Genomic DNA, 13,890 nt, shown 5'->3' with positions numbered 1-13,890 from the left:
ATGCGATCACCAGCCGCCTCCGTTGACACGATGTGATTTGGGACGGCGTGTCAGGATCGCCGTCAGTGACTTGTCCGCGTACAGGTGGCAGGCACCGGCGCAGTCCTTGAGCTCGGCAGCCGTGTAGTAGACCGGTACGGGCTTGGCGGCCTTGATGTGCTGCTGCGGCCTGAATTCGGCGGCATGGCACGCAGCGCAGTCGGGCTTGTAGGACGCAAGCTTCCAGGGCACGACCTGCGCGTTGCTGGTGTGGCAACTCCCGCAGGCAATCGTCGCGCCGTGATTTGGATACGTCGCCGATGCATGGCGGTAGGTCACCGATGTCCAGCTGCTGGTGCGATGACAGCTGTCGCAAGGCTGGGTCGTAACGAAGTGCTTTTGGCCCCTGCCCTGGGCGTTCGTCCCGTTGTGGCAATTGGCGCATGGGACGGTGACGTTGCTGTGATCCATCCGCGCACCGCCAAAGGACACCGTGCTCTTGTGGCAGCTATCGCATGCGGCCGTCGTGAGCACGTGCTTCGGCGGCTTGCCGACGGCGATCGTCCCATTGTGGCAGCTCGCGCACGTTGCCGTCACCGCCAGGTGATTGAAGCGTGCGCCGGCAAACGTCGTCGTGCTCTTGTGACAGGATTCGCAGGCTGCGCTGGACGGGACGTGCTTCGGCGGCTTGCCGCCAGCAACTGTGCCGTTGTGGCAAGAGGCGCATGCGGCCGTCGCGGAATTGTGCGTGAACTTGGCGCCGCCGAAGGTGACAGTGCTCTTGTGGCAGGTTTCGCACGGCGCGTTGGTGACGACGTGCCGCGCCGGCTTGCCGGCTGCATCGCGGCCGTTATGGCATGTGGCACATGGTCCTCGCGCGGTCGCGTGGTTGAACCTGCCGGACAATCCCAGAGCTGAGGGACCCGTCGCTCCGTTCCCTGCAGCCGGCGATGGCGAGCCGAAATTCTGCGCGGTCGCGGCCGGGGGACCGATGGCGGGAGGCAACATGTTTCGTACCGGGTTGGGAACCTGGGCCGAATTTTGCGCGAGCGGGGACGGCGCCGAGGCCGACGGCGGGAGAACCGCCGGCGCTGACGCCGCGACGCCGGGCTTGGACGTGCCGCTCGGTCCGACCGGCGCAACCTTGGTGAAGTTTGACGCGGCCGGATTCGCTTTGGCCTGCGTCGAAGGAGCAAGCGCCGCGGCGGGATCGGCCGGCTTGGCCCCCGGTACGAAGGTCGAGGTCGACACCGGCTTGTTGTTGAACAGGAGCGTGCTGGCCGGATTCTGCGCAGCCGCGGCGCGCATCGTGGGCGCGGGGGCAGCCGTCGGCACCGGCGTGGGTGTCGGCGCAGTCTTGGGCGTTGCAGCGACGCCCGTCTGATGAGGCGGTTGCGGCGCGGCGCCTCCAAGCTTCGAGGCCGCCGAGCGCACCATCGCGGTCACGTCGGAGATCGTTCGCGTGACGACGGATTGGATCGACTTGGTCATCGTGGCGAGCCTGGTCTGTTTGGCGGGGACCAATGTTTTCGCGGTGGTGACGCAGCCGGCTGCGGGCTGCTGCGGGTCGCTCCAGCTCGAGAAACTCGTGGTCGACCTCACGTGGCAGCAACCACAATCCTGCGTCTTGGCGCTGTGATCTGGCCCTTGCGCACCCTGGCTGCCCTGGCTCCTGTAGGCGCCGTTATGGCAGGAGTCACACCGCGTGGCATGAACCGCCGCATGGGACATCGTATAAGTCGTGAAGCTCGTCGCACTCGACGTGTGGCAATTGCTGCATTGGATTCCTGTCACAGGAATGTGCGGCGGCGTGGTCAGTCCGGTTGCGGTCGCGCCGTTGTGACAAGACGAGCAATTGGTGTCGGCCGCCGTATGGACGTAGGTGCCGCCGGCCCAGCTCACATAGCCGCCACTCACCGCCTTGGCATGGCAGGTGGCACAGTCGTTGGCATTGGTAGGAACGTGGCCGGCATAGGAGGCTGTGCCGTAGGCGCCCTTGGTACCTTGCGAGGTGTAGGAACCGCTGTGACAGGAATCGCAGCGCGAGCCCGTCACCGCCGCATGACTCATGGTGTAGGTCGTGAAGCTTGTTGCCGAATTGTTGTGGCAATTGCTGCACTGGATGGTGGCGGTCGGAATGTGCGGCGGCGTCGTCATTCCGGTCGCCGTGGCACCGTTGTGGCAGCCGACACAGTTGGTATCGGTGGCAAGATGGATGTACGCGCCTCCGGACCAGCTCGCGAAGCTGGTCGCGGCGCCGGCGTGGCAAGTGATGCAGTCGCGTCCACCAGTGGCGACGTGCCCCGGATAGGATGCGGTGCCCATGGCCCCCTTGGTCCCTTCCGACGTGTAGGAGCCATTGTGGCAGGCGTCGCAGCGGCTCGCGCTCACCGTCGCATGGTTCATCGTGTAGGTGACGAAGCTGACGGCCGAGCTGGTGTGACAATTGCTGCACTGGGCGCCGGCCGTAGGGATGTGCGGCGGCGTGGTCAGACCGCGTGCGATGCTGCCGTTGTGGCACGTGCGACAGTTGGTGTCGGCTGCCTGGTGCGCATAGGTTCCGCCGGACCAGCTCGCAAAGCTCGTGGTCGAGCTGGCGTGACAAGTCATGCAATCCCGGCCGCCGGTCGCGACGTGATTGGCATAGGACGCCGTTCCCTGCGCGCCCTTGGTGCCTTCCGACGTGTAGGAGCCGTTGTGGCAGGAATCGCAGCGGCTGGCGCTGACCGCCGTGTGGTTCATCGTGTAGGTGACGAAGCTTGCGGCCGTATTGCTGTGGCAATTGCTGCACTGGACCGCCCCGACCGGAACGTGCGGCGGTGTGGTCAGGCCAAGCGCAATGCTGCCGCTGTGGCAGCTCGAGCAGTTTGTGTCCGTCGCCTGGTGCACATATCCGCCGCCGGCCCAGCTCGTGTAGGTCGAAGCAGCGCTGCTGTGGCAGGTCACGCAATCGCGGCCACCGGTGGCGATATGGTTGGGATAGCTCGACGTGCCGAGCGCACCCTTGGTACCTTCGGTCGCATACGAACCGTTGTGGCAGGCATCGCAGCGCGTGCCGGTCACCGCCGCATGGTTCATGGTGTAGGTGACAAAGCTTGCCGCACTGCTGTTGTGGCAGTTGCTGCACTGGACCGAGCCTGTCGGAATGTGTGGCGGCGTGGTCAGCCCCAGCGCGGTGCTGCCGTTATGGCAGCTGATGCAATTGGTGTCCGTGGCTTGGTGCGCATAGGTGCCGCCCGTCCACGCCGTGAAGCTCGCAGCCGCCGATGCGTGGCACGTGACGCAGTCCCGCCCGCCGGTCGCGACATGGCCGGCATAGGCCGTGGTCGCGTAGGCACCTTTGGTGCCTTCCGACGTGTATGAGCCATTGTGGCAGGCATCGCAGCGCATCGTAGAGACCGCGCTGTGGCTCATCGTGTAGGTGACGAAGCTCGCCGCGGTATTGGTGTGGCAATTGCTGCACTGAACGGTGGCTGACGGAATATGCGGCGGCGTTGTCATGCCGAGCGCATTGGTGCCGTTGTGGCAGCTCGCGCAATTGGTGTCCGCCGCCTGATGGCTGTAGGTCGCTCCGGCCCAGCTCGAGAAGCTCGCGGCGGCGGCCGCATGGCAGGTGACGCAGTCGCGCCCGGCCGTCGCGACGTGGTTCGCACGAGATGCCGTTCCCTGCGCTCCCTTGGTGCCTTCGGATGCATAGGAGCCGTTGTGACAGGAATCGCAGCGGCTGACACTGACCGCCGAGTGGTTCATCGTATAGCTGACGAAGCTTGCCGCCGTGCTGGTGTGACAGTTGCTGCACTGGACCGCGCCGACCGGAACATGCGGCGGTGTCGTCAAGCCGAGTGCAGTCGAGCCGTTGTGGCAGCTCGAGCAGTTGGTGTCCGTCGCTTGGTGCACATATCCGCCGCCCGCCCAGCTCGTATAGGTCGAGGCCGCGCTCGCATGGCACGTCACGCAGTCGCGACCGCCGGTCGCGATGTGGTTGGGACGGCTCGATGTGCCGAGCGCGCCCTTGGTGCCCTCGGTTGCATATGAGCCGTTGTGACAGGCGTCGCATCGCGTGCCGGCGACCGCCGCGTGGTTCATGGTGTAGCTGACGAAGCTCGCCGCGCTGTTGCTGTGACAGTTGCTGCACTGGACCGAACCGGTCGGAATATGCGGCGGCGTGGTCAGGCCGAGCGCGGAGGTGCCGTTGTGGCAGCTGACGCAATTGGTGTCGCTAGCCTGGTGCGCATAGGTGCCGCCGGTCCAGGAGGCATAACCGCCACTCACCGCCGAGGCGTGACAGGTCGCACAGTCTCGGCCGCTGGTCGCGACGTGCCCCGGATAGCTGGCCGTCCCGTACGCGCCTTTGGCGCCCTGGCTCGTGAACGATCCATTGTGGCAGCTATCGCACCGCGCCGCACCCACCGCCGCATGGTTCATCGTGTACGAGATGAAGCTCGTCGCGGTATTGCTGTGGCAGTTGCTGCACTGGACGCCGGTCATCGGAATGTGCGGCGGCGTGGTGTTGCCGGTCGCCGTCGTCCCGTTGTGACAACTCGCGCAATTGGTGTCGGTCGGCTGGTGCGGATAGGTGCCTCCGGCCCATGATGCGTAGCCACCGCTCACCGCTGTCGCGTGGCAGGTGGCGCAGTCGCGGCCTCCGGTCGCAACGTGGCCGGAATAGTTCGCCGTACCGTACGCGCCCTTGGTGCCTTCGGCCGCGAAGGAGCCGTTGTGGCACGAATCGCAACGCGCCGCGCTCACCGCCACATGGTTCATGGTGTAGGTGACGAAGGAGACCGCACTGCTGGTGTGACAATTGCTGCACTGGATATTGGTCGCCGGGATATGCGGCGGCGTGGTGTTGCCGGTCGCCGTCGTTCCGTTGTGACAATTCGCGCAGTTGGTATCGGTCGGCAGATGCGAATAGATCGCCCCGGACCAGCTGACATAGCCGCTGCTCGCGGCAGTCGCATGGCACGTGGCGCAGTCCCGCCCGCCAGTCGCGACATGGCCGGCATAGGCCGTGGTCGCGTAGGCACCTTTGGTGCCTTCCGACGTGTATGAGCCATTGTGGCAGGCATCGCAGCGCATCGTAGAGACCGCGCTGTGGCTCATCGTGTAGGTGACGAAGCTCGCCGCGGTATTGGTGTGGCAATTGCTGCACTGAACGGTGGCCGACGGAATATGCGGCGGCGTTGTCATGCCGAGCGCATTGGTGCCGTTGTGGCAGCTCGCGCAATTGGTGTCCGCCGCCTGATGGCTGTAGGTTGCTCCGGCCCAGCTCGAGAAGCTCGCGGCGGCGGCCGCATGGCAGGTGACGCAGTCGCGCCCGGCCGTCGCGACGTGGTTCGCATAGGCTGCGGTGCCGAGCGCTCCGCTGCTGCCTTGGCTGGCAAAAGATCCATTGTGACAGGCGTCGCAACGCAACGCGCTCACGGCGGAGTGCGTCATGGCGTAAGTCGTAAAGCTCGCCGCCGTGTTGGTATGGCAATGGCTGCACTGGACCGCTGCGCTTGGAATGTGCGGCGGCGTCGTCATGCCGAGCGCGATCGTGTTGTTGTGGCAGCTCGAGCAATTGGTGTCGCCGGCCTGGTGGGTGTATTTGCCGCCGGCCCAGCTCGAGAACGTCGTCGCCGCACTCGCGTGACAGGTCGCGCAATCCCAGCCGTTCGTCGCAACATGTCCGGAGAAGGACGCCGTGCCCTGCGCGCCCCTGCTTCCTTCGCCTGTGTAGGTGCCGTTGTGACAGGAATCGCACCGGCTCGCGCTCACCGCCGAATGGGACATGGTGTAGGCGGTGAAGCTTGCGGCGGTGTTAGCGTGGCAGCTGCTGCACTGAACCGTGCCGACGGGCACATGCGGCGGCGTGGTCAGCCCGAGCGCGGTCTTTCCGTTGTGGCAATTCGAGCAGGCGGTGTCCGCGGGCTGGTGCACATAGGTACCGCCCGTCCATGCCGTGAAGCTCGCAGCCGCCGATGCGTGGCACGTGACGCAGTCCCGCCCGCTGGTTGCGACGTGGCCGGCATAGGCCGTGGTCGCGAGAGCGCCCTTCGTACCTTCCGACGCGTACGAGCCGTTGTGGCAGGCATCGCAGCGCATCGTGCTGACCGCGCTGTGATTCATCGTGTAGGTGACGAAGCTCGTCGCCGTGCTGGTGTGGCAGTTACTGCACTGAACGGTTGCTGACGGTATGTGGGGCGGTGTTGTCAAGCCCAGCGCATTGCTGCCGTTGTGGCAGATCGAGCAATTGGTGTCCGCTGCCTGGTGGTTGTAGGTCGCGCCTGCCCAGCTCGAGAAGCTCGCGGCGGCGGCTGCATGGCAGGTGACGCAGTCGCGCCCCGCGGTTGCGACGTGGTTCGGATGGGCTGCGGTCCCGAGCGCGCCGCTGCTGCCCTGGCTGGCGAAGGAACCATTGTGGCAGGCGTCGCAACGCATCGCGCTCACGGCGGAGTGCGTCATGGCGTAAGTCGTAAAGCTCGCCGCCGTGCTGGTATGGCAATGGCTGCACTGCACCGTTGCGCTTGGAATGTGCGGCGGCGTCGTCATGCCGAGCGCGGTCGTGTTGTTGTGGCAGCTCGAGCAATTGGTATCACCGGCCTGGTGGACATACTTGCCGCCGGCCCAGCTGGTGAAGGCTGTCGCCGCGGTCGCGTGACAGGTGACGCAATCCCAGCCGTTGGTCGCAACATGTCCCGTGAACGAGGACGTGCCCTGCGCGCCCCTGCTTCCTTCGCCTGTATACGAGCCGTTATGGCAGGAATCGCACCTGCTCGCGCCCACCGCCGCATGCGACATCGTGTAGGTGACGAAGCTTGCGGCGGTGTTGACGTGGCAGTTGCTGCACTGAACGGTCCCGACCGGCACATGCGGCGGCGTCGCCAGTCCGAGCGCCGTTTTCCCGTTGTGGCAGGTCGAGCAGGCGGTATCTGCCGGCTGGTGCACATAGGTACCGCCCGACCATGCGGTAAAGCTCGCGGCCGCCGATGCATGGCAGGTGACACAATCTCGCCCGCTGGTCGCAACGTGATTGGGATAAGAGGCGGTTCCCTGCGCGCCTTTGGCACCCTCGGTCGTATATGATCCGTTGTGACACGCGTCGCAGCGCACGGCGCTCACGGCCGCGTGGTTCATCGTATAGGTCGCAAAGCTCGCCGCGGTGTTGCTGTGGCAGTTGCTGCACTGAACCGTTCCTGAGGGAATGTGCGGCGGTGTGGCCATCCCGGTGGCTGCGCCTCCCCCATGACAGCCGATGCAGTTGGTGTCGGAGGCCTGGTGCACATAGGTGCCGTTCGCCCAGCTGGTGAACCCCGTTGCGGCCTTGGCGTGGCAGGCGATGCAGTCCTGACCGTTGGTGGCCACATGGCCCGGATGATTCGCCGTGCCGTAGGCGCCCATGTTGCCCTGACTTGCGAAGGATCCATTGTGGCAGCTGTCGCAGCGGCTCGCGCTGACGGCGGCGTGGTTCATCGCATAGGTGACGAAACTCTGCGCCGTGTTGGTATGGCAATTGCTGCACTGGAGCGTGCCGACCGGCACATGCGGGGGCGTCGTGTGTCCTGTCGCAATCGTGCCGTTGTGGCAGTTTGCGCAATTGACGTCGCCGGCCTGGTGCACGTAGACGGCGCCGGCCCAGGTGACGTATCCGCCGCTCGCCGCCTTGGTATGACAGGTCGCGCAATCATTGCCGTTGGTGGGAAGGTGTCCGGCATAGAATGTCGTGCCGTAGGCGCCCTTCGTTCCTTCGCCCGCATAAGATCCGTTGTGGCAGGAATCACACCGCGTGGCCGCCACCGCGGTATGGTTCATCGTGTAGCTCGCAAAGCTCGCGGCGGTATTGCTGTGGCAGCTGCTGCACTGGATCGTTCCGGTCGGAATATGTGGCGGTGTGGTCAACCCTGTCGCCGTCCTCCCATTGTGGCAGGAGTTGCAGTTCGTATCGCTCGCCTGGTGGACATAGAGGCCGCCGGCCCAGCTGGTGAAACCGGTGTTGGCATGACAAGTGACGCAATCGCGTCCAGCCGTGGCGACATGATTGGGATAAGACGCGGTCCCCTGGGCGCCGCTGGAGCCCTGACTTGTAAACGACCCGCTGTGGCAGGCATCGCAGCGGACCGTGGCAACCGCAGCATGATTCATGGTGTAGCTGACGAAGCTCGCGGCCGTGTTGCTGTGGCAATTGCTGCACTGGGTCGACGCTGTCGGAACGTGCGGCGGTGTCGTGAAACCGGTTGCCGTCTTCCCGTTGTGGCAGTTCACGCAGTTGGTATCGGAAGCTCCGTGGACGTATGAGCCGCCCGACCAGTTGGTGAAGCTCGCCGCCGCCTTGGCATGGCAGGTCGCGCAATCCCAACTGTTGGTCGGCACGTGCCCCGGATATGATGCCGTGCCCAACGCGCCCTTGCTACCCTCGCTGCCATAGGCGCCGTTGTGGCAGGCGTCGCAACGCAGCGCGCTCACCGCGCTGTGGTTCATCGTATAGCTGGTAAAATTCGCCGCCGTATTGCTGTGACAGTTGCTGCACTGGGTGGATCCCGACGGCACGTGCGGCGGCGTCGTCATTCCGGTCGCCATCAGCCCGTCGTGGCAGCTCACGCAATTGGTGTCCGACGCGGCGTGCACATAGGCGCCGCCTGCCCAGCTCGAGAAGCTCGTCATCGCGCTCGCGTGACAGGTCGAGCAATCGCGCCCCGCGGTGAAGACGTGGCCGGGATAGGCCGTCGTCGCGAACGCGCCCTTGGTCCCCTGGCCGGTGAAGGAGCCGTTGTGACAGGAATCGCAACGGCTGGCGCTCACCGCCGCATGATTCATCGTGTAGGAGGTGAAGCTCGCCGCGGTGTTGCTGTGGCAGCCACTGCACTGAACTCCGGACGCCGGAATGTGCGGCGGGGTCGAATTCCCCGTCGCAATCGTACCGTTGTGGCAGCTCGCGCAATTCGTATCGCTCGGCTGGTGCACGTAGACCGCCCCAGCCCAGGAGACAAAGCCCGCGGTCGCGGAGGCGTGGCAGGTGATGCAATCTTGTCCGTTGGTCGCGACGTGTCCGGGATACGACGAGTTTCCCAACGCACCTTTGGTGCCTTGGCCGACATAGGACCCGTTGTGGCAGCTGTCGCAGCGATTCGAACTCACGGATGCGTGGTTCATCGTGTAGGCGACAAAGCTGACCGCCGCGCTCGTGTGGCAGCTGCTGCATTGAACGGTGCCCACAGGAACATGGCTTGTTGCCTTGCCGGTCGCCGTGGTCCCATTGTGACAAGACGAGCAGTTGGTGTCGGTCGCAAGATGCACATACACAGCGCCGGCGAAGCTCGCGAAAGCGGGGGCCGCGTTGGTATGGCAGGTTGCGCAGTCGCGACCGGCCGTCGCGATATGTCCCGGATAGGACGAGGTGCCGAACGCGCCTTTGCTGCCTTCTCCCGTATACGCTCCCGAATGGCAGGCATCACAGCGGACCGCGGTGACCGCCGTATGGTTCATTGTGTAGGTCGCGAAGCTCGATGCCGTGTTGGTATGGCAGTTGCTGCACTGCGCCGAGCCTGATGGGATGTGCGGCGGCGTGGTCATTCCGGGCGCCGTCGCTCCGTTGTGGCACGAGGAGCAATTCGTATCCGAGGCGGCGTGAAGATACTTGCCGCCGCTCCAGCTCGTGAAGCTCGCGGCTGCTCTGGCATGACATGTGATACAGTCGCGGCCGCCGGTCGCAACATGGTTGGCGAAGGACGAGCTGCCCTGCGCTCCCGCCGTGCCTTCGTTCGCGAACGATCCGTTGTGACAGCTATCGCAGCGGCTCGCGGATACCGCCGCGTGATTCATGTTGTAGGTCGCGAAGCTCGACGCCGAATTCGTGTGGCATTGGCTGCACTGAACCGCGCCGATCGGAACATGCGGTGGGGTTGTCTGGCCCAGGGCCACCGCCCCATTGTGGCAGCTCGCGCAATTGGTATCGGCCGCCTGATGAACAAACGTCGCCCCGGACCAGCTGATGTAGCTGTTGGCGGCGGATGCGTGGCAGGTCACGCAGTCCTGGCCGCTGGTCGCGACATGATTTGGATGCTGGGCAGTGCCGAAGGCCCCCTTGCTGCCCTCGGCGGTATAGCTGCCGTTGTGACAGGAGTCGCACCGGGTGCCGACCACCGCCGCATGGTTCATCGTATATGATGTGAAGCTCGGCGCCGTGTTGGTGTGGCATTGGCTGCATTGCACGCCGCGCGCCGGGATATGCGGCGGTGTCGCCATGCCCGACGCAACGACGTTGTCGTGACAGCTCGTGCAATTCGTATCCGACGGCTTGTGCCGGTAGATTGCTCCCGCGAAGCTGACAGTGCTCGCGTGACAGGTCTCGCAGGGCAGGTTCGTCGGCACATGATTGCCCGGCTTGCCGAGCGCCGTCACGTTGTTGTGGCAGCTCGCGCATCCGGACGTGATTCCCGTATGATCGAACTTCGTGACGATGGCGAAGCTGACCGTGCTGGTATGGCAGGTCTCGCAAGGCATGACGGTCGGCACATGGGTGGCCGGCTTGCCAAGGGCAGTCGTTCCGTTGTGACACGTCGCGCAACCACCGGTGATTCCCGTGTGATCCATTCTGGTCGCAAGGGCGAAGCTCGCCGTGGTCTTGTGACAGGTTTCGCACGGCGCGACGGTGGGCATGTGATTTGACGGCCTGCCGCGCGCCATCGTGCCGTTGTGGCAAGCCGCACAGGTGTCAGTTGCCTGAGTGTGGTCGATGACGCGGATATCGTTCCATCGCGTGGTCTGGTGACAGACCCCGCAGAGCGGACTCGTTCTCGGATGGTTGACCGGTTTCCCCGAGGTTTGCGCCCCGTTGTGACAGCCGACGCAGGCGGTCGGCGTTGCCTTGAAGCGTCCCGACCCATGACATGAACCGCAATCGACTGTTTGGTGGCTGCCGGTCAACGGAAAGCCGGTGGCGAAGTGATCGAACGAGCTCCCTTGTGCCAGAGCATGGTGCAAGCCGCCGACGACGAGCAGGCAAGCGACGGCGGCGCCCAACAGCACGGCGCGCGCGCGACGCATCAAGCGCGTCAGATGACTAAGGCACTCAGCCAACCCCTTCTCCAATAACAACTCAACTGAAACGCTCACCGGGACCGCGGATGAAGGCCACTGATTGGGCACACGAGACCTCATCGGCGGAATCGCAAAAGCCCGCCGCAAGGCATCAGCCAGCACTTCTACGCTTACTCAGTTCTGCGGGCGGCTTCCTGAGAGTCCCGCCACCCGCGCCTCGAACGCTCCTTCGCCTCGACAGCCGCGCGTCCCCAACGCGCGCAGCAGGTGATCGAATCTCCTGCGGTGATCCGGTCACCCGACAACTAGACGACCGATCTGAGAGAGACCTGAAAGCTGGCCGGAAAATTGACGGAGCTGAACGGCAGCTGAAATGTGCGGAGCGATTCAGCTATTTGCTGCGGCTTGTGTCGCGAAAGGCTCGCGGGTCAGCCGCACCATCATCTCTTCAGATCGAGCCTGCGCCACTCCGCCGTGTTGTGGCAGCGCTGGCAGTCACGGCCAAACGATCCGTAATGCGGGTCGACGCCCCGATGGCAGCTGTAACAGTCAGTCGCCAGCTTGAGCGATGGCGGAGACTTGGCCTTGTGGCAATTCTCGCAAGCGGCCTTCTGATGCGCGCCTGTCAGCGGAAACTTGGTTTGGCGAGCGTGGTCGAAACGCCAGCGGGCCCATCCATTCGGATTATGGCAGGTCGCGCAACGGCCACCGAGCCGCCCCTGATGGAAGTCCTCGTGGCACTTTTCGCAGGCCACGGGCGCGTCCTTGTAACTCGGAGAACGATGACACTCCTCACAGGGGACCTGCGCGTGCAGTCCGACCAGAGGAAAACGCGTGAGATCGTGGTCGAACGAGACGCTCTTGCGCCAGTCGACCTCTCCATGACAGGTCTCGCACCGTGGGCCGAGCTTTCCGCGATGGGGATCGTCCTTGCGATGGCAGGAAACGCAGCTTGTTGCGAGCTTGTCCTGGTACAGCGATCCGGTGTGGCAAGTATCGCATTTGACCTTGGCATGAGCGCCACGCAGCGGATACTTCGTCTTGTCGTGATCGAAGCGCCCACTCGCCCATCTGAGCTGATCGTGGCACGTCTCGCAGCGCGCGCCGTAGCGATCCGCATGCACGTCCTGCAGGCGATGACACGAGACACAGCTCGTCCCCATGTCCTTGTAGACCTGGCCGGCATGGCAGGTCGCGCACGCGATTTTTGCATGCGCTCCCTCCAGTGCGAAACGGGTCCTGTCGTGATTGAACGGCTTGGTGTCGCGCCATTTGACCACGCCGTGGCAATTGTCGCAGGCTTCGCCGAGCCTCCCACGGTGCGGATCCGACTTCTTGTGACATTCGAAACAGACCGACGGCGCCTTGCGGAATTTCACCTTCTCGAGATGGCAGCCCGTGCATGGCACATTTCGATGAGAATCGACCAGCCGATAGTTGGCGAGATCGTGATTGAACGTTTCCCGGTCAAGCTGCGTGACGTCGAACTCACGTCCCTTGTGATCTGAATGACATTGGCGGCATGGCGCCGCGACGGCCTCACGCTCTCGCCCGTGAAGGCCGGTGCGATTGCTCCGATCGGCAGCGACCTCCTTGTGGCAATCGAGACATAGATTGGACTGGGAATGTCGCGCAAACGGCTCGTGACATTTCGAGCACTCCGCCTCCAGCTTTGCGTGTCCCTCCACCAGCGGCCCCGGCATGACCAGCCGTTCGAGCAGGGTCTGGGCGGATGCAGGCATCGCCAGCCACAGCGTCGCGAGACCCGCGATCGCCAGGAGCACAGCGCGTCGTCGCATCACTTGCCTCTCCCCTCAGTAATGGTGGACCGCCCAAACATGGATGATCCCGGTCCCCACCATCAGAAAGAACAGCGGCAAGTGCAGGACGTGCCATAACGCAAACAGCCGTTCATAGAAGCCGAGTTCCGCGGCCTTGATCACCGCCGCCGAATAGAGCCGCACAATCTGCGTGATCTTTCTGAGCCCTTGACGTCGCTGCCACCATGACCATCCCCGAGCCTTGCCTTCGATACGGATCAGACGTCTGGCCTCGGCAATCAGATGGTGACGGAGCGCGCGCGCACGCACGGCAATGATCGCACCAAACCACAGGCTGCCGATGGCGGTTGTCGGCGTCTTGCCCTTGATCTCGTTGCTGAACGCGTTGAGCTCCCGCGAGACGAATTCGGCTGCCTTGAGCTCCTCGCCAAGCTCGCGTTTCAGCTCATCGGCCTGAGCCAGGATTTCCTCAACCCTCGCCTTGTGCCCGTAAAGACCCATGTGGATCTTGCCATAGATATATTTCCCGACGATCCCACTGCAGGCGACCAGCAGCATCGCAAACAGAGCGACATTACTGTTCATCGGACCGAGCTTGAAATTCGTGTGAAACAGGACGAGGACCGGGCCAGCGATCCCTAGTAGCATATGCGTACGAAACCAGAAGCGAACCGATCCGATGATCCGCGCTGCCCTGTATCGCTTGCGAAGGGAATAGACGAGAAGCGACAGCATCGCCATACTGCCGCCGATTCCGAGCCAATATCCGGGACCGGACTCCGGCACCAGATATTCCTCACCACGTTGCAGCCATCCCGCGACGATCACCCCGAGCACCGCCACAGCGGTGATCGCCGGCAGCATCTGGGTGATCGGGCTCATGACATAGGCTGCGACCGATTCTCCTCTCCCCATGCGACGTACGACTGGTCCTAGAGATGTTCGGGATGATTCCTGATCAGCCAACAGGATATCTGGAATTTTGCAGCCGATCCTGAACGTCAGCTGAAAGTCGCCCTGCTCGCTGCCACGCGTACTGCATGGTTGAGTCTTATTTCCTCCACGACGATTTGATTAAGGTTGTAATGAGCGCGCGTCCTTAACGTCCTGC

General features: G+C 64.0%; 3 protein-coding genes. All 3 read right to left on the bottom strand.

What is annotated here, in order from left to right; genetic code table 11:
• Positions 1-6 precede the first annotated feature (6 nt).
• Positions 7-11,037: a hypothetical protein gene (locus tag M2427_RS01685; RefSeq protein ID WP_280704335.1), complete on the bottom strand. Its 11,031-nt coding sequence runs from the start codon at positions 11,035-11,037 to the stop codon at positions 7-9.
• Positions 11,038-11,438: 401 nt separating this feature from the next.
• A complete protein-coding gene (locus M2427_RS01680) occupies positions 11,439-12,797 on the bottom strand; it encodes a cytochrome c3 family protein (RefSeq protein ID WP_280704334.1) in 1,359 nt (452 codons plus the stop codon).
• Between the two features lie 15 nt (positions 12,798-12,812).
• The gene (locus M2427_RS01675) at positions 12,813-13,661 is read right to left on the bottom strand and encodes a pyridine nucleotide-disulfide oxidoreductase (protein WP_280704333.1); all 849 of its coding nucleotides are present in this window, start codon (positions 13,659-13,661) and stop codon (positions 12,813-12,815) included.
• Positions 13,662-13,890 lie beyond the last annotated feature (229 nt).

Source organism: Bradyrhizobium sp. BR13661, assembly GCF_029892425.1.
Lineage (GTDB): Bacteria > Pseudomonadota > Alphaproteobacteria > Rhizobiales > Xanthobacteraceae > Bradyrhizobium.
This window is presented reverse-complemented; position numbering and strand designations above follow the sequence as displayed.